A 24,077-nucleotide genomic window follows, 5' to 3' on the forward strand; every position below is an offset into this window, starting at 1 on the left:
AAAGTGTAGTTGAACGGTTACTGCGGGTGAGGCTTGATGGTGATGGACAGCCGGCCGCCTGCCTGGGCGGCGGCCAGCTGGGTTGCTTGGGACGGGGTGGTGGCCAGGACGATCAGGGCGCCGTGGTCGTCGTCGGCCTTGGGGATGGTCACTACGGTGACGTCGTCGGCTATCAGTTGGGCCGGCTGGCCTTCCCAGGCCGCCAGGACGCCGATCGTCGAGCCCGGGGCGATCAGCTGGGCCGTGTCGGGGTCGGCGAGGCGTACTGGAGTGGCCACCGTGCCGGGTGGCAGGGGGAGCGAGTGGAGCAGGCGTACGTCGGTTAGGGGCTCGCCTCGGCGCATGGCACCGGCCAGCACGCGGCCGATGGCGCCCGAACGGACCGCGCCGGACGGGGGTGGGTTGAGGGCGGCTGGGCGGAGGTCGCCGGGCTTGAGGACGCCGGGGGAGAGGTCGTGGGTCGCGACCAGTACTGAGGGGGTGTGGGTGGGGCGTAGGGCGATATAGGCGGATAGGACGCCGAAGCCTGCGACGGCTGCGGCGACCAGTCGGCGACGACGCCCGAGCCGCCCAAGCGGGCCGAGCCGGCCAGGCCGTCCAGCCTGTCCAGGCGGTCCGGGCGGTTGGCGACGCGCGAGCCGCGTCCACCCGACCCCGGCAGCGGCGGCGTCCGTGCCGTTTCCGGTCACGGCAGTTCGAACGGGAGCTTGATGCCGTCGAGTGCCGACCCGCACACGCACGTTCGCTCGCTCGGCAGCGCCTGCACGGCCTCAGCCACCAGAGTCCGCATCCGCGCCACATTCCCCGCGAAGAACTCCATCACCTCCTCGTGCGTCACGCCTTCCCCGGCCTCGACCCCGGCGTCGTGGTCGGTCACCAGGGACAGCGACGTGTAGCAGAGCGCCAGCTCGCGTGCCAGCACGGCCTCCGGGAAGCCGGTCATGCCGACGACCGTCCATCCGTTGCCCGCGAACCATCGTGACTCCGCCCGGGTGGAGAAGCGCGGGCCCTCGATCACCACGAGTGTGCCGCCGTCTACCGTGTCCCAGCCGCCCGCCTGCGCGGCCGTCACGGCCACGGAGCGGCCCGAAGGGCAGTAGGGGTCGGCGAACGATACGTGGACCGCGCCGTCGACGTCGTAGTACGTCTGGACTCGTCCTGACGTACGGTCGACGATCTGATCGGGGATCACCATCGCCCCCGGTCCGTGCTCGATCCGGAGCGAGCCTACGGCGCTGGGCGCGAGCACCTGGCGGACGCCGAGTGAGCGCAAGGCCCAGAGGTTGGCCCGGTAGGGGATGCGATGGGGTGGAAAGCGATGATCCCGCCCGTGTCTGGGGATGAACGCCACGGTGCGCGTGCCGATGCGCCCGACCGTGACCACGTCGCTGGGTGGCCCGTAAGGGGTGGCGACCTCTATCTCCTCCGCGTCGTCGAGCAGGGAGTAAAAGCCCGAACCGCCGATGACGCCGATGTCTGCACGAGTGACCATGGCGCCGAGATTAGCGGCATCGGTCGAGGGGGAGCAGGGCCTGAATGGCGTTCTGTGGATAACTTACTTCACTGCGTTAGCACACGTGTGCGAAGAGTAGTATCTTCGCATGCGGCAACGGGGCCTCGGCCTGATCATCGTCGCGCTCATGCTCGGCATGCTGCTGGCGGCGCTCGATCAGACGATCGTGTCGACCGCTCTGCCGAGGATCGTCAGCGACCTCGGCGGCCTGGAGCAGCTTTCGTGGGTGGTGACGGGCTACCTGCTCGCTTCGACGGTCTCCACGCCGCTCTGGGGGAAGCTGGGCGACCAGTTCGGCCGTAAAAGGCTGTTCCTCGCGGCGATCGTCATCTTCCTCATCGGATCGGCGCTCTGCGGCCTGAGCCAGAACATGGGCGAGCTCATCCTCTTCCGCTCGATCCAGGGCCTGGGCGGCGGCGGCCTCATGGTGCTGGCCCAGGCGATCGTCGGCGATGTCGTGTCGCCTCGCGACAGGGGGAAATACCAGGGGTTCTTCGGCGGGGTCTTCGCGCTCGCCAGCATCGTGGGGCCGTTGCTCGGCGGTCTGTTCGTCGACCATCTCAGCTGGCACTGGGTCTTCTACATCAATCTGCCCCTCGGGGCGGTCGCGCTGTTCGTGATCGCGACCGTGCTGCCCGGAGACAGTACGCGGACCAAACACAAGATCGACTATGTGGGCATCGTGCTGCTCGGCGGTGCCACGTCGTGCCTGGTCCTGATCGCCACCTGGGGCGGCACCATCTATCCGTGGGCCGATCCGGTGATCATCGGGCTCGGGGTGGCGGCCGTCGCCCTGCTCGCCGGGTGGTGGTTCGCCGAACGACGAGCGGCTGAGCCGGTTCTGCCGCTCGGGCTGTTCGGGCTCAGGGCGTTCTCGATGTCGTCGCTCGTCGCGTTCGTGGTGGGGTTCGGGATGTTCGGGGCCCTTGTCTACCTGCCGCTGTATTTGCAGGTGGTTCACGGGGTGAGTGCGACTCTGTCCGGGGTGTATCTGCTGCCGATGATGGCTGGGATGTTCACGATGTCCATCGTGAGCGGTCAGATCATCGCCAGGACCGGCAAATATCGCTTCCTGCCCATCGCGGGCACGGGCGTCGCCACGGTCGGGTTGTTCCTGCTCGCCACGCTGACCGAGCACACCACCCTGCTGAGGCTGGGGCTGTTCCTGCTGGTCCTGGGCGTGGGGCTGGGGATGACCATGCAGGTGCTGGTGATCATCGTGCAGAACGCGGTGCACTTCAAGGATCTCGGGGTGGCCACCTCGGGTGCCACGTTCTTCCGGATGATCGGCGGGTCGTTCGGCGTCGCAACGCTCGGCTCGGTCTTCACCGCCCGGCTCGACTCCGACCTGCGTGCGCTGCTGGCCACGACCAGGCTGCCGGCGGGCTTCGATCCGGCGCGCGTCCAGCAGGATCCCACGACCATCCAGCGGCTGCCGCCGGCGCTCGTGGCTGACTTCCTGCATGTGTACGCTGACGCGATCGCCGCCGTCTTCCGGGTGGCGGCGCCGGTCATGTTCGTCGCCTTCCTGATCAGCTGGCTGATTCCGCAGCAACGCCTCCGGCAGACGACCAAGGCGACCGACCTGGGCGAGGTCATGGGGGCCACCTCGGCGGAGCGGTCATCGCTGGCGGAGGTCGAGAGAGGTCTCGTACGACTGGCGGATGCAGACCTGCGCAGGGGCTTCTACGACCGGTTGGGCGACTTGGCTGGATTGGCCGACGTTCCACCGCAATGCGTCTGGATCATGGCGCGGCTCGGCGGGGAGGGCTGGGTCAAGGCCGCGGACCTGGCGGAGCGTGCGAACGTCAGCAGGGAGCAGGGCCGTCCCTTCGCTGACCAGCTGATAGCCCGCGGCCTCGTCGAACGGTCGCCGGACGGGGATTCGCTCCGGCTGACGGAGGAGGGGCAGCGGGCCGCGCTGAGGATGTTGCGGTGCTCGTCCGAGGGCTTGAGCAGGCTCGTCGCAGACTGGGGCCCTCACCCTCAACTGGAGCAACTCGTCGAACGAGTCGCCTCGGCCCTGCTCGGCGCCGACACCGACTGTCCGCGGGAGACAGGCCAGCGCAGAGCGCCACAGGGTAGGGCCTGACGGCGAGTGCTACGTGGTGGCGGATGCGGCCGCGGGGGCGGGGGACGTCGTGGACTTCGACTCGGACGACTTGGCGGACTCGGACGGCTTCGAGTCGGCGGGCTTGCTCTCGCCCGACTTCCCGTTGGACGACGACGAAGAGGCGGACGAAGCAGCCGACGAGGCCCGGTTGTCCGTACGGTAGAAGCCCGAACCCTTGAACACGATCCCGACGGCGGAGAACACCTTACGCAGGTTCCCCTGGCAGGCCGGGCACACGGTCAGCGCATCGTCGGTAAATTTCTGAACGACCTCGAGCTGGTCACCGCAGTCGTTGCAGGCGTACTGGTAGGTCGGCACGCGCTCCTCCTTCAAGTTCTGGCACTCGAGCGATGCGACTGCTAATGGTAACCGATTAGGTCAAACGTCTATTCCGAACCGCGTTCTCCGTACCATCCAGCCAGCTTGCCCCGGCGGCTGACGGCCCGCATGCGGCGTTCGACCTCGTCGCGGCAGGCCGCCGTGGCGACCACGAGGAGCTGGTCGTCCGCCCTGACCCGGGTGGTGCCCGAGGGGACGAACGATCTGCCGTCGCGGACGATGAGCGTGACGGCGGCCCCGGCCGGCAGACGCAGTTCGAAGATCTCGACGCCGTGCAGCCGGGAGCTGGGCGGCACCTTGATCTGCAGCAGGTCGGCCTTCAGCTCTTCCAGCGGTGCCGACTCCACCTCCAGGTCGTGCGCCTCTCCGGGGGTGGCCACACCGAGGATTCTGGCCACGAACGGCAGTGTCGGCCCCTGCAGCAGCGTGAACACCATCACGATCACGAAGACCTCGTTGAAGATCTCCTTCGAGCCCTCGACGCCGGCCGCCCATGGGATGGTCGCCAGCACGATGGGGACCGCTCCCCGCAGGCCGGCCCAGGACAGGAACGTCTGCTCGCGCCAGTTCGTCCGGCCGAGGCGCAGCAGCCGGGCCGCCTGCGCGCTGATCATCACTGACAGCGGCCTGGCCACGAGCGCCAGGACCGTTCCCGCTATGAGGCCCGGCACGATCGCCGACGGCAGTTCCTTGGGGCTGGCCAGCAGCCCGAGCATCACGAACAGCCCGATCTGCGCCAGCCAGGCGGCCCCTTCCGCGAACCCCCTGGTCGCCGCCCGGTGCGGCAGCCGCGAATTGCCCAGGATCAGCGCCGTCAGGTACACGGCCAGGAAGCCCGAGCCGTGCAGCAGCACCGCACCGCCGTACGAGACGAAGGTCAGCGCCAGGACCGCGATCGGGTACAGGCCCGAGGCGGGCAGGGCGACGCGGCGCAGGGCGTACGCGCCGGCGGGACCGATGGCCAGGCCGACCGCCGCGCCGATGAGCAGCTCGGTCCCGGTCCGCAGCAGGAACGAGCCGATCGTCGGGGAGGAGTGCGTGGCGCTGCTCAGCAGCATGACCGCGATCACCGTGGGCGCGTCGTTGAAGCCCGACTCCGCCTCCAGTACGCCGGCCAGGCGCGACGGTAGCGGCAGCCGCCGCAGTACCGAGAACACGGCGGCGGCGTCGGTGGAGGCCAGCACCGCGCCGAGGATCAGCGCGGCGTTCTGGTCGAGCCCCAGCAGCCCCTGTACGGCCAGCGCCACCACCACGATGCTGACCGCCACGCCCAGGGTGGCCAGGATCAGGGCCAGCGGCACCGAGCGGCGCACATGGCTCCAGTTGGTGGTCAGACCGCCCTCCGCCAGGATCACCGCCAGCGCGCTCAGGCCGATCTGCTGGGCCAGCTCAGGGTTGTTGAACTGGATGCCGACCCCGGAATCGCCCAGGATCAGGCCCAGACCGAGGAACAGCAGGAGGCTGGGCAGGCCGGTGCGATGCGCGATGCGGACGGAGGCGATGGCCGCGATGACGATGGCGGCACCCAGAAGAAGCCAGACATCAAGTGTCATCTGGCCCCCTCCTGTGTGTTTCGTTCACATAAGCCTAGTGAGTTCTCTGGGTGTAACCGCCCATCGCACCCGCTGATCGTGTGGTTCGGCCGGGACGTCGTCGATCAGTTCGCCGTCGTGCAGGAGGGCGACCGTGGGGACGTTCGGTCCGACCCTGGCCAGGGCGCGGTCGTAGGAGCCGCCGCCGCGGCCGAGCCGTACCCCTGACTTCCTGTCCACGGCGAGAGCGGGGACGATCACGAGGGCGGCCGTGCGGATCGCGTCGACGCCGCGCCGGGTGTCGACCGGCTCCATGATGCCGAAACGGCCGGGCGCCAGCGTGTCGGGACCGTCATAGACCGCCCAGTCGAGGTCGTCGTCCTCCCGCAACACGGGCAGGATCACGGTCGCGCCGTGCTTCCACAGCGCGAACACCAGCCCGTGCGTCTCCGGCTCCGTCCCCGTGGACCAATAGCAGGCCACCAGCCCGGCCATCTGCGCCCACGGCTGATCGAGCAGCGTTTCGCGAACTTTCGCGGCGTTTACCCGCAATTGTTCCGGGGAGAGAATTCCACGTGCCGAAAGCAGCTCACGGCGCAGTTTCATCTTGTCCACAGATACCTCCACTAGGGTCTACTCATGGCTGACTTCGACCCTGTGACGAAAGCCGTCGTGCCCGCCGCAGGTCTGGGCACCCGATTCCTTCCGGCGACCAAGGCGACACCCAAGGAGATGTTGCCCATCGTCGACAAGCCCGCGATCCAGTATGTCGTCGAGGAGGCGGCCTCCGCCGGGCTCCTCGACCTCCTCATGGTCACCGGCAAGAACAAACGGTCGATCGAGGACCACTTCGACCGGGCCTTCGAGCTGGAGGAGGCGCTGGAGGCGAAGGGCGACGAACATCGGCTGTCCCAGGTCCGCGACCCGGCCTCCCTCGCGACCCTGCATTACGTACGGCAGGGCGAGCCGAAGGGGCTCGGCCACGCGGTGCTCTGCGCCAAGCAGCACGTCGGCGACCACCCGTTCGCCTGCCTGCTCGGCGACGACCTCATCGACTACCGTGACAAGCTGCTCGAACGCATGATCCAGGTGCGCCAGACCTACGGCGGCAGCGTGATCGCGCTGATGGAAGTGCCCAAGGAGCAGGTCTCGCAGTACGGCGTGGCCACGATCGAGCCCACCTCCGAGGCGGACGTCGTACGGGTGACCGACCTCGTCGAGAAGCCGCCGGTGGACGAGGCGCCCTCCAACTGGGCGATCATCGGCCGCTACGTGATCGACCCAGCCGTCTTCGAGGTCCTTGAGAACACCCCGCCGGGCCGCGGCGACGAGATCCAGCTCACCGACGCGCTCCGCACGCTCGCCGCGCGTGGCTCTGAGGAGGGCGGGCCGGTCCATGGCCTGCTGTTCCGCGGCCGCCGTTACGACACCGGCGACAAACTCGACTATCTGCGTACGGTCGTGAAGTTCGCGGCCGACCGGCCCGACCTGGCGCCTGAGTTCGTGCCGTGGTTGCGGGAGTTCCTCGATGAAATCAGTTGACGCGCATCTGGCCCAGATCCTGGCCACCGTGCGTCCACTCGCGCCACTCGAACTCGACCTGGAACAGGCCCTGGGCACGACGCTGGCCGAAGAGGTCTCCTCGCCGGTGCCGCTGCCGCCGTTCGACAACTCGGCCATGGATGGCTATGCCGTACGGGCGTGTGATGTCGTCGATGTCCCGGTCACGCTGCCGGTGATCGACGACGTGGCCGCCGGATCGAGCGAGCTGCGGGCGGTCGGTCCCGGACATGCCGTACGCATCATGACAGGGGCGCCCGTGCCCGCCGGCGCCGACGCCGTGGTGCCGGTGGAGTGGACGAACGGCGGGACCGTCTTCGTCACGATCGACCGCGCCGCCGTTGCCGGAAACGCCATCCGCCGGGCGGGCGAAGACGTCCAAGCCGGTGAGGTCGTCCTCAAACCGGGCACGGTCATCGGGCCCGCGCAGCTCGGCATCATCGCCGGGGTGGGCCGCCGCCGCGTCCTGGTACGTCCGCGTCCGCGCGTCGTGGTGCTGTCGACCGGCGCCGAACTGGTCGAACCCGGCCTGCCCCTCGGGCCGGGACAGATCTGGGATTCCAACAGCGTGACCCTGACCGCAGCCGTACGCGAGTCCGGTGCCGAGGGCTTCCGCGCGGCCACCGTCGGCGACGATCCCGCCGCCTTCCTCGACCAGCTCGACGCGCAGCTCGTCCGCGCCGACGCGATCGTCACCAGCGGCGGCGTCTCGATGGGCGCCTACGAGCCGGTCAAGGAGGCGCTCACGCCGCTCGGCACGGTCGACTTCGAGAAGGTCGCGATGCAGCCCGGCATGCCGCAGGGCTTCGGCGTCGTGGGCGAGGACCAGGTGCCGATCTTCGCGCTGCCCGGCAACCCCGTCTCGTCGTTCGTCTCGTTCATGCTTTTCGTACGGCCGGCGCTGGCGAAGATGCGCGGCCTGCCCGCGGGACCGCTGGAAACGTTGTCCGCCCAGGTCGCCGCGCCGTTGCGGTCACCGGCGGGGCGGCGGTCGTTCCTGCGCGGCGTGCTGTCGTCCGACGGAACCGTGTCGCCGGTGCGCGGACAGGGCTCGCACCAACTGGCCGCGCTGGCCTCGGCCAACGCGCTGATCGTCGTACCGGAGGACGTGACCGAGGTGCCTTCCGGGGCTGTTGTGGAGGTGATCCGGCTTTGACGGAGTTCACCCATCTCGACGAGACCGGCGCGGCGCGCATGGTCGATGTGTCCGGCAAGGAGGTCGGGGCGCGTTCGGCCACGGCCACCGGGCGGGTGCTGCTGTCGACCGCGGTGGTGGAGCTGCTGCGGTCGGGTGAGGTGCCCAAGGGCGACGCGCTCGGGGTGGCGAGGATCGCCGGCATCATGGGCGCCAAACGGACGCCCGACCTGATCCCGCTCTGCCATCCGATCGCGCTGCACGGGGTCAAGGTGTCGCTCGATGTCGAGGATTGGGGGGTCGCCATCACCTGCCGGGTGAAGACGGCCGACCGTACCGGCGTCGAGATGGAGGCGCTGACGGCGGTGTCCGTGGCGGCGCTCGCGTTGATCGACATGGTCAAGGCGGTCGATCCCGCCGCGGTGATCACCGATGTGCGGGTGGAGGAGAAGGTGGGCGGCAAGACCGGGTTGTGGACGCGGTGATCCGCGCGCTCGTGGTGACCGTGTCCAACCGCGCGTCAGCCGGGATTTACGCCGATAAATCAGGACCACTCCTGGTTTCGTTGCTTTCTGCGGCCGGGTGCGCCGTGGAGGGACCCGTCGTGGTGCCCGATGGGGAGGCGGTCGAGGCCGCACTCCGTGACGGCGTTTCGCAGGGGTACGCGGTGATCGTGACGACCGGCGGGACCGGGCTGACGCCGACCGATCTGACGCCGGAGATGACGGCCCGGGTGATCACCCGCGAGATTCCCGGCATCGCGGAGGCCATCCGGCAGGCGAACCGCGACAAAGTGCCCACCTCGATCCTGTCCCGTGGTCTCGCGGGCCAGGCCGGTGACACGTTGATCGTAAATCTGCCCGGATCCTCCGGAGGCGTACGGGATGGCGTGGCCGTACTGGCTCCCGTCCTCCAGCACGCGGTCGACCAGATTCGCGGCGGCGACCACCCGCGCCCCTAACGTGCGGAGAGTCACCGCTACTGATCCGTGGCGACATCGTGCCCGATAGGGGGATGATGAGAGATGTGGATCGACTTCGTGGCTGGCCGGCGGTTCTCAACGAGGGCCAGGTAGGCCTGCGACCGCTGCGGCTGGCCGACGTACGTGTGTGGCGAGAGACGCGGTTGCGCAACGCCGAGTGGCTGCGTCCCTGGGAGCCCAGTAATCCGGAGACTCCCCTGTTCAGAACGGGTCTCGGCCCGTACATCTCCATGGTCGGCACCCTGCGCCGCGAATCCAGGCAGGGCCTCGCGCTGCCCTGGGTCGTCACGTACGGTGGCCGCTTCGCCGGACAGCTCACCATCGGCGCGATCGTCTGGGGCTCGGCCCGCTCCGCACAGGTGGGCTACTGGATCGACGGCGCGCTGGCCGGCCAGGGCATCACCCCGACCGCACTCGCCATGGCCGTCGACCACTGCTTCTTCACCACCGGCCTGCACCGGCTGGAGGCGAACATCCGCCCCGAGAATCAAGCCAGCCGCAGGGTGGTTGAGAAGCTGGGATTCCGGGAAGAAGGCATTCGGCGTCGTCAACTTCACATCGATGGAGCCTGGCGCGACCACATTTGCTACGCGTTGACCGTCGAGGACGTACCTGGCGGGCTGCTCGTACAGTGGCGTCGCGCGCGTGAGTCAGCCGCTCACGGCGGGTCTCCAGTAGAAGAGGTTTGACGATCTCGCGACACACCGCACCGAATGCTCGTCAATTAGTGACACGCGGTCTTACGGTGCGTGACGTGAGCACATCGAAGACGCCCGAAACACACAGGCGTTTTTGTGCTGCCTGGAGGTCGCCGTGAGCATCCTCCTCTACCTCGCCATTGTCGTTATGTGGCTGTGTGTCCTGGTCCCGATGTGGTTGCGCAGGGACAAGACGAACCTCGCCGAGCTGGTGGAGCTCGAGGAGTACTACACCGGCGAACACCAGTTGCCGGACCTCTCGCAGCAGCCCGCCGATCTGGTGGAGCAGGCCGACGAGGACGCGCCTGAGTTCGAGCGGGTCGATCCACGGCAGTTCCGGGCCAGGCGCCGCGCGATCATCGTGGCCCGGCGCCGGCGGCTCCTCTTCTTCACCGCCCTGCTCGTGATCGCCTCGGTGGTCACCGCCGCGGTCAAGGTGATCCCGTGGTGGAGCGTCGCGCCCGCCGGGGTCATCATGCTGGCCTATATGACGTTCCTGCGGATCGCGGTGCAGGTCGACCGCGAACGGCGCGATCGCGTGCTCCAGGCCCGCGCCGACCGCGCCCGACGGCTGCGTGAGCAGCAGCGGGTGGCGGAGCTGGCAGCCGAACAGGCGCAGGCCGAGATCATCGACCTCGCGGCTCGGCAGGGGGATGTGCTGTTCGATCAGTACGCGGAGCCGCCTCGGCGGGCGGTTGGGGACTGAGTGGGGAGTGACGGGATGGCGCGAGGACTGCTGGGAGTTTGCTAATCTGGTCGAGTCCATGGGGATGTAGCGCAGTCCGGTAGCGCACTTCGTTCGCATCGAAGGGGTCAGGGGTTCGAATCCCCTCATCTCCACCCAGGGCCGTTGTTGAGACGGCTGGACTGAAGTTGACGGGATCCCGTCTGATCATCGCGATCAGGCGGGATCTTGTCGTTTTGGGGGTTTCCGAATCGGGTTCGTCCCGGTTTGGGAACTGCGGAGCAGGTGTCCGGGAAGGCCCGGGTGATGTCAGGGCGCTGGTGGACTGGAGTTCGCGTCGCTGGGGCTGGGTGCTGCGGCAAGGCGACCTGAATTGGGGGTCATGGGGCGGGCGGCGGCCTGCTCCGGCCCGCGAGTGCCCAGCGGTCGATGTGCTCTGCGGGGATCTGAAGGATCTCGGCGGATGTGTCGGGCTCGGCCGGGGGTTGGTGGATGTGGCGCCAGGCGTCGAGGAAGTGGTCGTTGGCGACCGCGACGAGCAACGCCACCAGGATGGTCTGGGCGACGCGGCCGTGGGCGAGCCGGTTCTTCGGGTCACTCAGGTCGAGGTCGTGGCCCTTGAGGCGGCCGTTCAGCCCCTCCGTCATCGCCCTGGCAGCGGCGTATGTTCCCCGCCACGAAGGGCTGAGGTAGGGCAGGTCCTGGCGGAACTTGTCGAGGTGGCCGAGGTCGCCAGGGTGCAGGGTGATGGTGTGCTGGTGGCGGATCTTCGGCAGTTCGCCGGTCTTGTGGTCGGGCTGTGGGGGCAGGCCGCGGGGTTTGGCCGCGAGGTGGGCGGCTCGCTGCCGGGCGTCGGTCAGGTCGACCGCGGTGGATCGGCTGGGCCCGCGCTGGTGGAGGCGGTCGAAGCGGGGGCAGGTGAGGGACGGGGAGGTGCCTGCTGCCGGGCACTGGAAGCGGAGGGCGCCGCTGGCGTTCGCGCTCTGTTTGAGACGCAGCAAGTACGGCTCTCGCGCGGTGATCAACGCGGTGAGTTCTTCCGATGGTCTGCGGATGACGGCGTCGTCCAGGCCGGCGGTGGCGTGCGCGAGCCTTTCGGGCGTCAGCGGGCAGGCCAGGCTGCCGTCGATGAGCAGGGCGCCGTGGGCGCTGCCCTGCACTCCGCGTTGATCGACTTTGTAGTCGAGGGCGAGCCTGTAGCCGAGTTCGCGTGCGGGTTGGGCGAAGTGGGCGGGTTGCTGGTCGGTGTAGGCGCGGTCGACAACGGCGAAGGCGGTGGGGAGGCCGAGTTGGGTCAGGGGTTTGAGGGTGGTGATGGCGTTGATGCCGATGCGTTTGTGCGGGGTGTCGAGGACTAGGCCGAGCGCCAGTTGCGGGAAGGATCCAAGAGCCGAGCGGGTGCGGGCGGCGACGGTGAGGGTGGCGCTGTAGCCGTATTCGGGTGGGTTGTTTCCGGCCGAGTGGTGCCAGCCTGCGGTGATCTCGGTGGAGGCGATCAGTTCGCCGGTGGAGCGGCGGGCGCGGGGTGGGCGGGCGAAGACCGGGTGGCGGTGGTGTCGATGCCGACATCGCCGCGGAAGCGGCGGAGGTAGCCCCGGCCTTTGGCCCAGTGCACTGGGGTGAGCAACAGTGCGGTGACGATGTCTTGCAGCAGGTCCCGCTTACGCGAGTGTTCGGGGTCGTCATCGTCCCAGGCGGCGGCCAGCGCGTCGGCCTGGTGCTGGGGCAGGCGGGCGCGCCGATCGTGGCGGGCCGGATCCAGCACGGTGGTCAGCCGGTCGAAGGCCCGGTAGAAGCGGCGGGAGGAGGCGAGGACTTGGTGGACGTCTTCGGGGTCGACTTCGGGAAGGCCGAGCCGGTGGCGTGCGGTGGCGGTCAGGCAGAACGCGGCGATCCGCCAGGCTTCGACGAGGGTGGCCTTGCCGGTGTGGTTGATGGACAGCAGCAGGCAGGTCAGCACCGCGGCGATGGGCAGCCCGCGTGGGCCGGGCCTCGGGCCGAGTTCGGCGTCGATCAGCGGCAGGACCCCGGAGTCGTCCAGCAGTCGGGTGTAGTGACCGACGACCGCGTCGGGGATCTGTGCCGTCTGCTTGCTGGGAGAGCGGGGCCGGGTGGCTCGGGCTCGGGTGGTGCGCGGCGGCCAGGCGCGTGGCTTCGCCGTCCTCAAGGCTCGTGAAGGTCGTCAAAAGACCAGCGCCCGGAACCGCCGACCCGCCATCCGGTCCGCTGGCCCGGAGACCTGAGCCACGGTGAGCGTCGGACCGTACGGCACCATGCGGGAAAGCGATCGGGCGGTTGGGAGAAGTTCAGGTGAGTGTCGCCGAACCCCGAGAGGTGCCCGCATGACGGAGACCCACACGTGACTCCTGGACCAGGCGCGGTCGAGGACGTCATAGATGCCCAGCTTGCCGCCCAGGCCGGTCGTGATCCCGCCGTTTTCTCGGCCGTCTACGACCGGCACTTCCGAGACATCTACCGGTACATCGCCGGACGGCTGGACGTACAGGCCGCCGACGACCTGGCCGCCGAAACCTTCCTTATCGCCCTCCGCAGAAGAGAGAGTTTCGACCCCAAGCGTGGCGGCCTGCGGCCCTGGCTGTTCGGGATCGCCACCAACCTCGTGGCGCGGCACCGCAGCAAGGAGGCCCGCCACTACCGAGCCCTGGCTCGCGCGGGGGCGGAACCGGATGCCGACAGCCACGAGACCCAGGTGGTCAGCGCGGTCAGCGCCCAACGACTGCAGCCTCAGCTGGCCAAGGCGCTGATGAAGCTGACCCGAGGCGAACGGGACGTGCTGCTGCTGATGGCGCTCGGCCAGCTCAGCCACGAGGAGATCGCACAGACCCTGCGGATCTCGTACGGCACCGTCGGCTCCCGGCTCAGCCGGGCCCGAAAGAAGCTCCGCACCGAACTGAAGGACATCGAACCATGAACGAACTGGAGATGATCAGCAAGATGCTGCACAAGCCCGATCCCTCCGACACCGTCGTACGCGAAGGGCGGCGCCGGCTCCAAAACGCCCAGGCACGACCGAGGCGCAGGAGCTTCGTTTGGCTGACCGGAGGTATGGGCCTCACGGCGGCCGCGGCCGCAGCTGTAGCCGTGGTGGTCACCACCAGCGGAACGCCTGTGGCGGTGACCACCGGATCGCCGAACGGAACGCCTCACAGTGCGTCGGCGGTGCCAGCGCAGCTGTCCAGCACTCATATCCTGCTCGCGGCCGCCTCCACCGCGCAGAACAGGGCCGACTCAGGGACCTACTGGCATATCAAGGCCGACCACAGCGTGCGCGCCGGAAAGAAGACACTTCCCACGAAGTCCTCCGAAAGCTGGGTCAGGCGTGACGGGCAGGCATGGGTGCCCTCCGACGAGGGCGACACCGTCTACGCGGCTAAGGGCCCCAAGACGTTCTCCCTGGCCGACAACCACGTCAGCTTCTCCCAGATTGAGAAGCTGCCGACCGATCCGGAGGCGCTGAAGGCGTGGATCGCCGACAAGGTCGACAACGGCGATGGCGATGCGGATCCCGCCGCACGCGAGTGGTTCGTGGCCAACTCTCTGGTCAACCTGCTGGGCGACTTGCCGGCTCCACCGGAGGTTCGCGCCGCGGCCTTCCGGGCGCTGGCCACGATTCCCATCGTGAAGAGCATCGGCACCATGAAGGACGACCTGGGCCGCGCCGGCGACGGCCTGGAGATCTCCGACCTCGGCGTGGACCTGAAGGTCATCATCGACCCCGAAACCTCGCTCGTCGTCAGCCGCAGCTACCGCAGTGGCAAGGACGGCAAGATCTACAAGGAGGGGACGACCACGGTCCGAGTTTCCGAGTGGACCGACACGCTGCCTCCCGTGGTCCCCGAACCAGAGCGAACCGGCCCCGCCCGCGGCTGAAAAACCCACGGCTGAGGGACCCGCCCGGCTGTTCTCTAGCGAGCGCGCGTTGGCGGCACTGGCCGCGCTAGACACGATGCAATCTGCGCTTGTGCGGTCAGCGCCGGTATGAATCGATCTTCGCGTGATCCTTTTCCTACAGGTCAAGTGGTAAGTGTCTGCGGGAGTGGGTTCTGGGCCGGTGTGTCGCTGGCGACGAGGCGGATGCGGGCCTTGGCGAGGATGTCCAGGCCCATGTAGCGGCGGGCTTCGGTCCATTCGTCGGTCTGCTTGGCAAGCACCGCGCCGACCAGGCGGATGATCGCATCCCGGAGGCGCTCGACACCGCTGACCGGTTCCTGCGGGGTCCGGGGCTCCCCACTTCCGTGGTAGCGGCGAACGATCCGTTCTTCGGGCGTCCTGGCAAGATTCTGACCTCGCCGCAGAGACCCAAGGCGCTCAAATGGGAGATCAGGGCGAGGGTCGCCGCCGACGTCGAGCAGGACACAGCGCCTGTCTGGGGTTCGGTCTTGAGCGGATCACGCTCGCCCCGGAATGGATGCGTGAGAACGGCGGTGCACAACGCGCCTGACCCCGGCCCCGGTCTCCGCCGTCCTGCGGACGTTCCTGACACGCCGTGGAACTAAACCTAATCATCGCCCACTACGTAGTGATATCTCCCTGATGATCGGAGAACTGAGTGCAAAGCACGACAAGGTGGGCCGGTGTCGCCGTGCTCGCTGCGGCCATGACCGTCCAGCCGGCCGCCCTGCCACAAGCGGTCGCAGAGCCGACCGCCCAGCCACAGGCCGTCGCGGAGGCCGTCGACCAGCCGGTGACCAGCGTGCCGACGGTCACGCTGGTCACCGGCGACAAGGTGACCGTGACCGGCCCCACGAGCGCGGTCGTCGAGCCGGGCGAGGGACGGGAGAAGGTCACCTTCCTCACCGACGAAGCGCGGGGGCAGCTCCGTGTCTTACCCAGTGACGCCGCGCCGTTGGTCCAGGCCGGACGGCTGGACCCCCGGCTGTTCGACGTGACCGGGCTGCTGGAGCTCGGATACGACGACAGCCGCAAGGAGCTCCCCTTGCTCGTGACCGGCGCTTCCGGTCCCGCGCCGGCCGTCCGCGCGATGAGCGGGTTCAGGGCGCTGGGCGCGGTGCGGGGGTTCGCCGTACGGCAGCGCAGGGGCGAGGCCGCGCGGACGTGGCAGGCGCTCGCGGGCGGCACGGGCAAGATCTGGCTCGACGGGCGCCGGCGCATCTCGCTCGACGTGAGCGTCAAGCAGGTCGGCGCGCCGCAGGCGTGGGAGCGCGGGCACACCGGCGTCGGCGTCAAGGTGGCGGTGCTCGACACCGGGATCGACGCGACCCATCCTGACCTCGCCGGGCGGGTCGCGGCGCGCGCCGACTTCACCGAGGCCCAGGACGAACGCGACGTGATCGGGCACGGCACGCACGTGGCCTCCACCATCGCGGGCAGCGGCGCCGCCTCGGACGGCAGGTACCGTGGCGTGGCGCCCGGGGTGACGCTGCTGGACGGGAAGGTGTGCGAGTCGGAGTGGTGCGCGGATTCCGCCATCCTGGCGGGCATGCAGTGGGCGGCCGAGCAGGGCGCGAGAGTGGTCAACATGAGCCTCGGGGGCCCGGACACCCCCGGACTCGACCCGTTGGAGGAGGCCGTACAGACGCTCAGCGAGCGCTACGGCACCCTGTTCGTGGCGGCGGCCGGCAACTACGGCGCCGATCGCACGCTTATCTCGCCCGGCACCGCCGACGCCGCGCTCGCGGTCGGCGCCGTCAGCAAGTCCGGCGAGCAGGCCGAGTTCGCCAGCCGCGGGCCGCGCGCCGGTGATGACGGCCTCAAGCCGGACATCACCGCCCCCGGCGTGGACATCACCGCAGCCCGCGGCAAGGACAGCCCCGGCGACGGCTCCTACGTCGCCATGTCCGGCACCTCCATGGCCACCCCGCACGTCACGGGCGTCGCGGCGCTGCTGGCCGGGGCGCATCCCGGCTGGAAGGGCGACCTGCTCAAGGCGGCCCTCATGGGCACCGCCCGGCCGCTGCCGGGGATCGGGGTCTTCGCGCAGGGCGCGGGGCTCGTGGACGCAGCCCGCGGCACGAGCCAGGCCATCACCGCCGAACCGCCCGGTCTCGGCTTCGGACGGCAGGCGTGGCCGCATGACGACGACCAGCCGGCCGGCAAGAAGATCGTCTACCGCAACCACCAGCAGCAGCCGGTGACCCTGCGCCTGGAGGTGCGTGGCGACAAGTCCTTCAGCGTCGCACCCGCAACCCTGACCGTTCCCGCGGGCGGGCAGGCCGAGGCCATCGTCACCTCCGACACCCGCGCCGGCGGGCCTGACGGACTCCTCAGCGGGCACGTCGTCGCTACCGGCGACGGCGACCTGGTCCTCAGCACGCCGGTCGCGGTCAACAAGGAGATCGAGAGCTACGACCTCACCGTCAGGTTCACCGGCAGAAACGGCTGGCCGGCCACCGGGACGTTCACGACGCTGTACCGCCTGGACGCCGAGCAGACGCCGATCGACCTGGAGGAACCCCAGGGGCCGGTCACCCTGCGGCTGCCCAAGGGCAGATGGCTGATCAGGACCACCATCCGCGACGACCGGAGCAGGACGCTCCTCGTCCACCCGGGCCTCGACCTGAACCGGTCGCAGACCGTGGACGCCGACGCGCGGCTGGGCCGGCCGATCTCGCTGACGCCTCCCCGCGCGGACGCCGTCCCGCTGCTGGCCGAGGTCGTCTACCAGTACCAAGTGGCCGACGGGACGTCGCGTGCCTGGGGCTGGCTCGGCAACTCCTACGACAGCACGTTCACCGCCCAGCTCGGCCCCGCCCGCTCCTATCCGGGCGTGCGCACCAAAATCGCCGGGCTGTGGGCCGCCGCCCGGGTCGGCAGCCCGTACGCCTACCACCTGACCTGGTTCCACTCCGGGGGCATGGTCAACGGATTCGAGCGACGCGTGGCGCAGCGGGACCTGGCAGCCATCCAGACCGACTACGCCCGCCACCTGCCTGACGCGGAGGCCAACGCGTACAGCGGCGCCTGGCCGCGCGACGGCGCCGTCTTCTCCTTCCTTTCGCCCACCACGTTCGGCACGCCGTTCAAACAGGTCGAGTACGTCAACACCGACGACGGCATTCGCTGGCAGCGTCACCTGTTCGAGTACGGCTCCGACGGCCGGCTCAACCGCTTCGACTCGCCCTTCACGGTCTACCGGTCCGGGCGGGCGTACACGGAGCTTTGGAACCACGGCGTCTTCTCGCCCGCGCTGCCCTGGGCTGGCGCGGAACAACTGAACGGCGTCAGCCGCACCGGCGACGTCATCTCGACCGACCTGCTCATGTACGGCGACGGCAGAGGAGCGCTCGGCTCCTCCACCCGGGCCACGCAGCGGACCGCCCTCTACCGTGACGGCACCCTCGTGGGCGAGCAGCCGGAGACGAGGACGAGCTTCACCGTGCCCGCGCGGGAGGCCGCCTACCGTCTCGTCGTCGAGAGCGAGCGCGGAGCGCCCGCGACGCTGTCCACGCGCGTGTCCGGCGTGTGGACGTTCCGGTCCGGGCACGTCACGAGCGGCACGCCCGCGCGGCTGCCCATGTCGGTCGTGCGCTTCAGCCCCGACCTGGACGCCGAGAACTCCGCCCCGTCCGGACGGCGCTTCACCGTGCCGGTGACCGTTCAGCCGCTGGAGGGAAGCACCGCCCGCCACGTCAAGCGGCTCTCGGTGGAGATCTCCTACGACGACGGCGCCACCTGGACCAAGGCCGAGGTCCACGGGTCGGCGGCCGTCCTGCGCCACCCGGCCGGCGACGGGTTCGTGTCGCTGCGCGCCCGAGCGGTGGACGGGGCGGGCAACATGGCAGAGCAGACGATCATCCGGGCCTACCGCATCCGGCCGTCGTGACCCGGTAACCACCACCCGTTGGAGCCGCCAGCGCCCAGGGTGCTGGCCAAGCGGAATGCGGGGCAAGGGGCGACACGGACGGAACGACGCGATCCAGGCAATCTTCGACGATCAAGGCGGGCATCGAGGGTTCGCTGACCTGCTCGTGCAGAGACCGGCGCCAGACAGGGTGACGATACGGCCGCATCGTCACCCTGGCCAGCGCGCTCGGCCTCGTGGGTGCCGCAGGCCGGGCCGGCTACGCCGCTGGTGGGCCCAACCCGCCGAACTGACCACCGCCGCGCTGCTGCTGGCCGGTCCCGTCGCGTCCTACATCACCGGCGCGATCCTCCCGTTGACGGCGGCTGGACCGCCCACTGACGCTGACCGAGCTCCCTCGGTTCGGGAAACGATCACCCCTCGCACGGGAAGCGATCTTTCGGGGTCCTCAATTCGGCCAGGTCGCACACACTCGTGAACACCCCACCAAGGGCCGTTCTTGAGACGGCTGGACTGAAGTTGACGGGATCCCGTCTGATCGTTGAGATCGGGCGGGATCTTGTCGTTTCAGGGGTTCCGAGCCTGGTTCTGCCGGGTGGGGCCCACGGATCGGGCGCGGTGAAGGGCTCAGGTGCTGTCTCGCGGCTGTTGGAGCGCGGTGGACGAGCCGGTGGGCATGGCGAAGCTCTCGGCTGGTGGGGCGCTGGGTCTTGATGTAGCGATTTGTGGCTTAAGTCCGTGGTGGGGATGTCCCGTTCGGGGTGGGCGGCTCGCTGGGCCGCTGGTCGGTGAGGTCTCTGGCGTGGTCGGGCGGCTCGATGGTGAGGGTTTCGGGCCTGTGGGTCTGACGCCACTGGTCGAGGAAGTGATCGTTGGCGACGGTGACGCGCAGCGCGGCCAGGATGGTCTGGGCGACGCGGCCGTGGGCGAGCCGGTTCTTGGGATCACTCAGGTCGAGGTCGTGGCTTTTGAGGCGGCCGTTCAGCCCCTCCGTCATGGTACGAGCGGGTTTGTAGGCCGCCACCCAGGCGGGCTGAGGTAGATCACGTCCTGGCGGAACTTTAGCCCAGCAGCACCGCGGCCAGGGTTGCAGCGGGACGGCTCTGACATCGGTGGGCGACCACCACGCTCATGGGAGGCGTCTTCCGTCGAGCCTGACAGCGGACTCGCCGAATACCGCCGGGTCGGCCTGGGCGAGGAAATCTCCGGGGAAGCCGAGCGTGAAGTCGGTGGCCGCCTCCAGGCGTCGCACCGCGTGTTCGGGCAGGGTGAGGTCCAGGGCGCCGAGCGTGTCCTTGAGCTGCTCGGCGGTTCTGGCGCCCAGGATCGGGTGTACGGCCCGCGAGCGTGCACGGGTCCAGGCGATGGCCACCTGCGCGGGGGAGGCCCCGACTTCGTCGGCAACCCCCCGCACTGCCTGGGCGACGGTGTGCTCTCGGGCTCCAAGTGAGCGCGGGCTGATCCGCGTGCCCTGTTGCGGCCCCGCCGCAGAGCTGAACTTGCCGGACAGGACGCCGTGGGCGAGCGGTCCCCAGGCGGCGACCGTGAGTCCGAACGTCTGGGCCATGGGCAGCAGTTCGCGTTCGATGTCGCGGTTGAGCAGGCTGTATGGGGCTTGGATGGCCGCGAACGGGGTCCAGCCGCGCCACTCGGCCAGCGTGTTGGCGTGAGAGACGACCCAAGCCGGGGCGTCGGACATGCCGACGTAGAGGATCTTCCCGGCACGCACGGCGTCGTCCAGCGCCCGCATGGTCTCCTCGATCGGGGTGTGCCGGTCCCACAGGTGGACCCAGTACAGGTCGAGGTAGTCGGTGCCCAGCCGCCGCAGGCTGGCCTCCAGGGACAGGGTGAGGTTCTTGCGGTGGTTGCCGGCGGCGTTGGGGTCGCCGCCGTCGCGGGAGACGGTGTACTTGCTGGCCACGACGAACCTGTCGCGACGGCCCGCCAGCAGCTCGCCCAGGATGGTCTCGCTCCGCCCATCGGAGTAGAAGTTCGCGGTGTCGATGAGGTTTCCGCCAGCCTCTCCGTACAGGTCGAAGATGCGGCGGGCCTCCTGCGGCGAGGCGCCGATCTGCTCCTCGCCGAACGTCATCGCGCCGAGGAAGACCTCGGAGATCCGTAGTCCGGTACGGCCCAGCAGCCGGTATCGCATGCTCACGCCGCCACTGCCGGACCAACTGCCTCGCGGAGCTTCTTCAAGGCGCCCGACCAGGCGATGACCTCATCGAGCAGCTCGTTCAGGGTCGGCTCCTGGTGCGGGCCGGGGGCGATCGCGCCGGGCTCGGCCGGATCGGTGATCTCGAAATCGGTGAAGGCCGACAGAGCGACCTGGGTGCGCACATTGGCTACCTGGAGCTCGGTCATGACCTGCCGCAGGTGCTCTACGGCACGCACGCCGCCGTGCACGCCGTGGCTGACGAAGCCGGCTGCCTTGTTGGTCCACTCGGCGTACAGGAAGTCGATGGCGTTCTTCAGCGCGGCCGGGGCCGAGTGGTTGTACTCGGGAGTGACGAAGACGAACCCGTCGAAGGAGGCGATGGTTTGGGCCCACTGGTGGGTGTGTGCGTGTTGGTAGTCGCCGAACAGTGCGGGCATGGGCTCATCCAGTACCGACAGTCCGTATTCGGCCAGGTCGACGATCTCGAAGGTCGCCTCTCCGGCGGTGACGGCGAGGTGGCGGGCGGCGACCTCGGCGACCCAGCGGGCCGCGACCGCGCTCCGGCGGCGGGGGCGGGTGCTGCCGATGACGATGGCGATCCTGATCATGTGTGTTTCTCCTCGTGGTGTGTCGCGGGGCTGCGGCACGAGGTAAAGTACAACGTGCATGGCAAAAAGTAAAACGATGACTGTAAATATGTTGGAGGATCTGGGATGACCAGGGAAAACACCACGACGCCTCGCCCTCGCGGGGGGCTGGTCAGCAAGCGGCAGGCGATCCTGGATGGCGCCCTGACGGTGTTCGCCCGCGACGGCTACACCCGCGCCAGCATCGACGCGATCTCGGCCGGGGCCGGTGTGTCCACCCGGACCATCTACAACCACTTCACCGACAAGGCCGAGTTGTTCCTGGCCGTGATTCAGGAGAGCGCCACTCGGGCGGCTGACGTCCAGATCGCCATCATTGACCGCCACCTGCGCAAGGTCACCGACCTGGAGGCCGACCTCATCGAGTTCGGGCGGGACTGGGCGACGCCGATGCCCGACAGCGCCGCCCACTTCTCCATGGTCGGACAGATCAACGCCGAAGCGGGCCACATCCCTCAGGAAGCGATCGACGCCTGGCAGGAGACCGGGCCGCGGCGTGTCCGCCGCGAGCTGGCCGGTCACCTGCGACGGCTGGCCGACCGGGGACTGCTGCGCATCGACGACCCCGACCGTGCGGCACTTCACTTGCTGCTGCTGATCTCAGCCGAATTGCCGACGCATCACGCCTCTCTGTCCGCCGAAGAGCTCACCGAGACAGTCGCCGCGGGCATCCACACTTTCCTGCACGGTCACCTCCGCTGAGGCGGGTAGGCCGCCAGTGAAGCCAGCCGGTGCCATCGAATCGAGCCCGCCCAGGTCGGGGTGCTGACGGTCCGCGGTGCAACCGTCCGGGTTTGTGGTGCCGCTCAATCGGATCCGGCCAGGTCAACGGCCTGACACCGGGCTGTGTTCGCTGGCCGAGGACACTCTGTGCGTTGTCCTCGACGTCCGCCCGTGACGAACTCTGGACCGCGAGAGACGCCGACGCCCGGGAACTGCCCTGCCTCATCCTGGGCCTGCGCCCCAGCGCCTCCTCGGCGAGATCGGCGAGATCGGCGATGACACGATCGCGGCCATGGGGGATCGGGTCCTCGATCGACTCGAACCGAACGTGCTGCAAGAGTGACCGTCACGACAGCCGATCCTGGGAAACGATCAATGCGTATCCGGGGAGCGATCTTGCTAGCCGCTTCTCCACCCAGGTCAGACCTACTCGTGAACATCCCACCAGGGGCCGTTCTTGAAACGGCTGGATCGAAGTTGACGGGATCCCGTCTGATCATCGCGATCAGGCGGGATCTTGTCGTTTTAGGAGTTTCCGAATCGGGTTCGTCCTGGTTTGGGAGTCGCGGAGCAGGTGACCGGGAAGGCCCGGGTGATGTCAAGCCGCTGGTCGAGGTCCACGTTCGCGCTTCTGGGCATGGCGATGCCGGCTCCAGGCTGGGTGCTGCGGCAAGGTGATTTGTATTGCGCGTTATGGGGCGGGTGGTGGCCTGCTTCGGTCAGCGAGCGGTTTTGCGTTCGAGCGCGCTCGAAGGCATAGCGTCCCCGCCATGACGACACAGACCTGGATCATCACTGGCGCGTCCCGCGGGTTCGGACGCGCACTGGCGGAGTCGGCGCTCGCGGCGGGCGACCACGTGGTGGCGGCGGTGCGCCGGCCCGAGAGTGTGGTGGATCTGGAGGCCAAGTACCCGAATAACTGCCTGATCGCGAAGTTCGATGCCCGGGACATCGCCGCGGCCGCGGACCTCGTGCGCGACACCCTCGACCGCTTCGGTCAGCTCGATGTGCTGGTCAACAACGCGGGCCGGGCCGTGGTCGGAGCGGTCGAGGAGGTCAGCGACGCGCAGTTGCGCGAGTTGATGGATCTGCACCTGTTCGGCCCCGCCGCGCTCGTCCGGGCGGCGCTGCCCACGATGCGTGAGCGGGGCACCGGGACGATCGTGCAGATGAGCAGCCAGGGTGGGCGGACGTCGTTCCCCGGCGTGTCGGCGTACTCCGCGTCGAAGTTCGCCCTCGAAGGCTGGTCCGAGGCCCTGGCCGGGGAGGTCGCGCCGTTCGGGATCCGGGTGATGCTCGTCGAGCCCAGCCGGTTCAGGACTGGCTTCAACGGGGGCGACGTGCTCGAGTTCGTCGAGCCGTCCGCGACCTACCGTGACTTGCTCGCCAACGTCCGTGCGGACATGGCCGGGACCGACGGCAGCCAGGAAGGTGACCCGGCGCGGGCGGCCGAGATCATCGTGTCCCTCGCGCACGGCGACGAGGTGCCGCTGCGGCTGCCGCTCGGGCGCGAGGCGGTCGAGCGTATCTCGCGTGCCTACCGGCGCGGCCTGGACGAGGTCGAGCAGTGGGCCGAGACCGCCCGCAGCGCCGACTTCGAGGGTGTCTCTGCATCGGTACGGCCCATCTAGGCTCGTGGTCATGGCCACCGACGATCTGATGACCAGGGCGCTCGAAGCGCTTGGGGACGACGGTCCGCTGTCGGTCGAGGCGATCCACCGCCTCGCCGACCTGGCCGATCTGCCCGAGACGATGACGATCGCCGAGGTTGCCGACCTCCTCGACATCTCGCCCCACACGCTGCGCTATCACGAGCGGGCCGGGCTGGTCGAGGTGGCCCGCGACGGTAATGGTCATCGCGTCTACGACGCCGAAGCGGTTCGGCGCCTGGTGTTCCTCACCCGGATGCGGCTGTCCGGTATGCCGATGCGTGACCCGCAGCACTACATCTCGCTCGTCGATGCCGGAGGGCACACGGTGCCGGAGCGGCTCGATGTGCTGGTCGAACATCGCGACACCATCCGCCGCCGGATCCGTGAGCTGACCCTTTCCCTCACGGCGGTCGAATACAAGATCGCCACGTACGGGGGCTCGACCGGGCCGGACGTTCAGGCCCTCGGCACCACCACCGGTACCGACCGCACGGCGCTGCCGGACGAGCCGCTGCGACAGGCACTCCCGGCAGAGTGACGGACGCCGACGCTCGCCG

Annotated in this window: 24 protein-coding genes, 1 tRNA gene and 1 pseudogene; 15 read left to right on the forward strand and 11 right to left on the reverse strand. The window is 69.0% G+C overall.

Features of this window, described 5'->3' with window-relative positions:
- Nucleotides 1-17: 17 nt before the first annotated feature.
- Nucleotides 18-689, reverse strand: coding sequence for an SAF domain-containing protein (locus AB0F17_RS37715; protein ID WP_358032907.1), 672 nt, complete (start codon nt 687-689; stop codon nt 18-20).
- Complete coding sequence (locus AB0F17_RS37720; protein ID WP_358032910.1) at nt 686-1,492, reverse strand: S-methyl-5'-thioadenosine phosphorylase; 807 nt, start codon at nt 1,490-1,492, stop codon at nt 686-688. The genes AB0F17_RS37715 and AB0F17_RS37720 overlap by 4 nt, the downstream gene beginning before the upstream one ends.
- A 109-nt stretch (nt 1,493-1,601) precedes the next feature.
- On the opposite strand from AB0F17_RS37720, the gene AB0F17_RS37725 reads away from it, so the two are divergent.
- On the forward strand, nt 1,602-3,605 hold the full coding sequence (locus AB0F17_RS37725; protein WP_358032913.1) for a DHA2 family efflux MFS transporter permease subunit: 2,004 nt from the start codon (nt 1,602-1,604) through the stop codon (nt 3,603-3,605).
- 9 nt (nt 3,606-3,614) lie between these two features.
- Here AB0F17_RS37725 and AB0F17_RS37730 read toward each other — a convergent pair whose 3' ends face one another.
- The 3 genes from AB0F17_RS37730 to AB0F17_RS37740 form a co-directional block, all read right to left on the reverse strand.
- Nucleotides 3,615-3,944, reverse strand: a complete 330-nt coding sequence (locus tag AB0F17_RS37730; protein WP_358032915.1) for an FmdB family zinc ribbon protein — start codon at nt 3,942-3,944, stop codon at nt 3,615-3,617.
- 68 nt (nt 3,945-4,012) lie between these two features.
- On the reverse strand, nt 4,013-5,518 hold the full coding sequence (locus tag AB0F17_RS37735) for a potassium/proton antiporter (protein WP_358032918.1): 1,506 nt from the start codon (nt 5,516-5,518) through the stop codon (nt 4,013-4,015).
- A gap of 24 nt (nt 5,519-5,542) precedes the next feature.
- Nucleotides 5,543-6,103, reverse strand: coding sequence for a 5-formyltetrahydrofolate cyclo-ligase (locus AB0F17_RS37740; RefSeq protein WP_358033377.1), 561 nt, complete (start codon nt 6,101-6,103; stop codon nt 5,543-5,545).
- Nucleotides 6,104-6,136: 33 nt separating this feature from the next.
- Between AB0F17_RS37740 and galU the strand changes: the two genes are divergently transcribed.
- From galU to AB0F17_RS37775, 7 genes are all read left to right on the forward strand, one after another.
- Complete coding sequence (gene galU, locus AB0F17_RS37745) at nt 6,137-7,039, forward strand: UTP--glucose-1-phosphate uridylyltransferase GalU (protein ID WP_358032920.1); 903 nt, start codon at nt 6,137-6,139, stop codon at nt 7,037-7,039.
- Complete coding sequence (gene glp, locus AB0F17_RS37750) at nt 7,026-8,213, forward strand: gephyrin-like molybdotransferase Glp (RefSeq protein ID WP_358032922.1); 1,188 nt, start codon at nt 7,026-7,028, stop codon at nt 8,211-8,213. Before galU ends, glp begins: the two co-directional genes overlap by 14 nt.
- Nucleotides 8,210-8,677, forward strand: a complete 468-nt coding sequence (gene moaC, locus AB0F17_RS37755) for a cyclic pyranopterin monophosphate synthase MoaC (protein ID WP_358032924.1) — start codon at nt 8,210-8,212, stop codon at nt 8,675-8,677. Before glp ends, moaC begins: the two co-directional genes overlap by 4 nt.
- On the forward strand, nt 8,674-9,153 hold the full coding sequence (locus AB0F17_RS37760) for a MogA/MoaB family molybdenum cofactor biosynthesis protein (protein ID WP_358033379.1): 480 nt from the start codon (nt 8,674-8,676) through the stop codon (nt 9,151-9,153). Before moaC ends, AB0F17_RS37760 begins: the two co-directional genes overlap by 4 nt.
- A 65-nt stretch (nt 9,154-9,218) precedes the next feature.
- A complete protein-coding gene (locus AB0F17_RS37765) occupies nt 9,219-9,863 on the forward strand; it encodes a GNAT family protein (protein WP_358032926.1) in 645 nt (214 codons plus the stop codon).
- A gap of 124 nt (nt 9,864-9,987) precedes the next feature.
- A complete protein-coding gene (locus AB0F17_RS37770) occupies nt 9,988-10,578 on the forward strand; it encodes a hypothetical protein (protein ID WP_358032929.1) in 591 nt (196 codons plus the stop codon).
- A 60-nt stretch (nt 10,579-10,638) separates the two neighbouring features.
- Nucleotides 10,639-10,712: transfer RNA gene (locus AB0F17_RS37775), tRNA-Ala, on the forward strand.
- 225 nt (nt 10,713-10,937) lie between these two features.
- Here the strand turns inward: AB0F17_RS37775 and AB0F17_RS37780 are convergent.
- A complete protein-coding gene (locus tag AB0F17_RS37780) occupies nt 10,938-11,717 on the reverse strand; it encodes a hypothetical protein (protein ID WP_358032931.1) in 780 nt (259 codons plus the stop codon).
- Between AB0F17_RS37780 and AB0F17_RS37785 the strand changes: the two genes are divergently transcribed.
- Nucleotides 11,700-11,915, forward strand: a complete 216-nt coding sequence (locus AB0F17_RS37785; protein WP_358032932.1) for a hypothetical protein — start codon at nt 11,700-11,702, stop codon at nt 11,913-11,915. The genes AB0F17_RS37780 and AB0F17_RS37785 overlap by 18 nt on opposite strands.
- 137 nt (nt 11,916-12,052) lie before the next feature.
- Here the strand turns inward: AB0F17_RS37785 and AB0F17_RS37790 are convergent, their stop codons facing one another.
- Nucleotides 12,053-12,724 (reverse strand): hypothetical protein, encoded by a 672-nt coding sequence (locus AB0F17_RS37790; protein WP_358032935.1) that lies wholly within the window; start codon nt 12,722-12,724, stop codon nt 12,053-12,055.
- A gap of 192 nt (nt 12,725-12,916) precedes the next feature.
- Here AB0F17_RS37790 and AB0F17_RS37795 point away from each other — a divergent pair, with 192 nt between their 5' ends.
- Both AB0F17_RS37795 and AB0F17_RS37800 read left to right on the forward strand, forming a co-directional pair.
- Nucleotides 12,917-13,489 carry an RNA polymerase sigma factor gene (locus AB0F17_RS37795; RefSeq protein ID WP_358032937.1) on the forward strand — a complete coding sequence of 191 codons (573 nt, stop codon included), beginning with the start codon at nt 12,917-12,919 and terminating at the stop codon, nt 13,487-13,489.
- Complete coding sequence (locus AB0F17_RS37800) at nt 13,486-14,448, forward strand: CU044_5270 family protein (RefSeq protein WP_358032939.1); 963 nt, start codon at nt 13,486-13,488, stop codon at nt 14,446-14,448. The genes AB0F17_RS37795 and AB0F17_RS37800 overlap by 4 nt, the downstream gene beginning before the upstream one ends.
- Before the next feature lie 143 nt (nt 14,449-14,591).
- Here AB0F17_RS37800 and AB0F17_RS37805 read toward each other — a convergent pair.
- Nucleotides 14,592-14,759 (reverse strand): annotated as a pseudogene (locus AB0F17_RS37805) (IS256 family transposase); the annotation flags it as partial.
- Between the two features lie 368 nt (nt 14,760-15,127).
- On the opposite strand from AB0F17_RS37805, the gene AB0F17_RS37810 reads away from it, so the two are divergent.
- Entirely contained in the window at nt 15,128-18,361 is a 3,234-nt protein-coding gene (locus AB0F17_RS37810) for a S8 family serine peptidase (RefSeq protein ID WP_358032942.1), read from the forward strand.
- Nucleotides 18,362-19,070: 709 nt separating this feature from the next.
- On the opposite strand, the gene AB0F17_RS37815 is transcribed toward AB0F17_RS37810, so the two are convergent.
- The 3 genes from AB0F17_RS37815 to AB0F17_RS37825 form a co-directional block, all read right to left on the reverse strand.
- Nucleotides 19,071-19,337, reverse strand: coding sequence for a hypothetical protein (locus tag AB0F17_RS37815; protein ID WP_358032944.1), 267 nt, complete (start codon nt 19,335-19,337; stop codon nt 19,071-19,073).
- 132 nt (nt 19,338-19,469) lie between these two features.
- A complete protein-coding gene (locus AB0F17_RS37820; protein WP_358033381.1) occupies nt 19,470-20,492 on the reverse strand; it encodes an aldo/keto reductase in 1,023 nt (340 codons plus the stop codon).
- A 2-nt stretch (nt 20,493-20,494) separates the two neighbouring features.
- Entirely contained in the window at nt 20,495-21,106 is a 612-nt protein-coding gene (locus tag AB0F17_RS37825; RefSeq protein WP_358032946.1) for an NADPH-dependent FMN reductase, read from the reverse strand.
- A gap of 105 nt (nt 21,107-21,211) precedes the next feature.
- Between AB0F17_RS37825 and AB0F17_RS37830 the strand changes: the two genes are divergently transcribed.
- The 3 genes from AB0F17_RS37830 (at nt 21,212) to AB0F17_RS37840 (ending at nt 24,058) form a co-directional block, all read left to right on the forward strand.
- On the forward strand, nt 21,212-21,847 hold the full coding sequence (locus AB0F17_RS37830; protein ID WP_358032948.1) for a TetR/AcrR family transcriptional regulator: 636 nt from the start codon (nt 21,212-21,214) through the stop codon (nt 21,845-21,847).
- Nucleotides 21,848-22,638: 791 nt separating this feature from the next.
- Nucleotides 22,639-23,499: an SDR family NAD(P)-dependent oxidoreductase gene (locus AB0F17_RS37835; RefSeq protein ID WP_358032950.1), complete on the forward strand. Its 861-nt coding sequence runs from the start codon at nt 22,639-22,641 to the stop codon at nt 23,497-23,499.
- Nucleotides 23,500-23,509: 10 nt separating this feature from the next.
- Nucleotides 23,510-24,058, forward strand: a complete 549-nt coding sequence (locus tag AB0F17_RS37840; RefSeq protein ID WP_358032952.1) for a MerR family transcriptional regulator — start codon at nt 23,510-23,512, stop codon at nt 24,056-24,058.
- Nucleotides 24,059-24,077 lie beyond the last annotated feature (19 nt).

The organism is Nonomuraea sp. NPDC026600, from assembly GCF_040638335.1.
Lineage (GTDB): Bacteria > Actinomycetota > Actinomycetes > Streptosporangiales > Streptosporangiaceae > Nonomuraea.

Bases quoted from the DNA above. Each gene is read 5' to 3' on its own strand.
- AB0F17_RS37720 (WP_358032910.1), bottom strand. From the start codon at position 1,492: ATGGTCACTCGTGCAGACATCGGCGTCATCGGCGGTTCGGGCTTTTAC.
- AB0F17_RS37725 (WP_358032913.1), top strand. From the start codon at position 1,602: ATGCGGCAACGGGGCCTCGGCCTGATCATCGTCGCGCTCATGCTCGGC.
- AB0F17_RS37735 (WP_358032918.1), bottom strand. From the start codon at position 5,518: ATGACACTTGATGTCTGGCTTCTTCTGGGTGCCGCCATCGTCATCGCG.
- AB0F17_RS37740 (WP_358033377.1), bottom strand. From the start codon at position 6,103: ATGAAACTGCGCCGTGAGCTGCTTTCGGCACGTGGAATTCTCTCCCCG.
- galU (WP_358032920.1), top strand. From the start codon at position 6,137: ATGGCTGACTTCGACCCTGTGACGAAAGCCGTCGTGCCCGCCGCAGGT.
- glp (WP_358032922.1), top strand. From the start codon at position 7,026: ATGAAATCAGTTGACGCGCATCTGGCCCAGATCCTGGCCACCGTGCGT.
- AB0F17_RS37800 (WP_358032939.1), top strand. From the start codon at position 13,486: ATGAACGAACTGGAGATGATCAGCAAGATGCTGCACAAGCCCGATCCC.
- AB0F17_RS37815 (WP_358032944.1), bottom strand. From the start codon at position 19,337: ATGACGGAGGGGCTGAACGGCCGCCTCAAAAGCCACGACCTCGACCTG.
- AB0F17_RS37820 (WP_358033381.1), bottom strand. From the start codon at position 20,492: ATGCGATACCGGCTGCTGGGCCGTACCGGACTACGGATCTCCGAGGTC.
- AB0F17_RS37825 (WP_358032946.1), bottom strand. From the start codon at position 21,106: ATGATCAGGATCGCCATCGTCATCGGCAGCACCCGCCCCCGCCGCCGG.
- AB0F17_RS37830 (WP_358032948.1), top strand. From the start codon at position 21,212: ATGACCAGGGAAAACACCACGACGCCTCGCCCTCGCGGGGGGCTGGTC.
- AB0F17_RS37835 (WP_358032950.1), top strand. From the start codon at position 22,639: ATGACGACACAGACCTGGATCATCACTGGCGCGTCCCGCGGGTTCGGA.
- AB0F17_RS37840 (WP_358032952.1), top strand. From the start codon at position 23,510: ATGGCCACCGACGATCTGATGACCAGGGCGCTCGAAGCGCTTGGGGAC.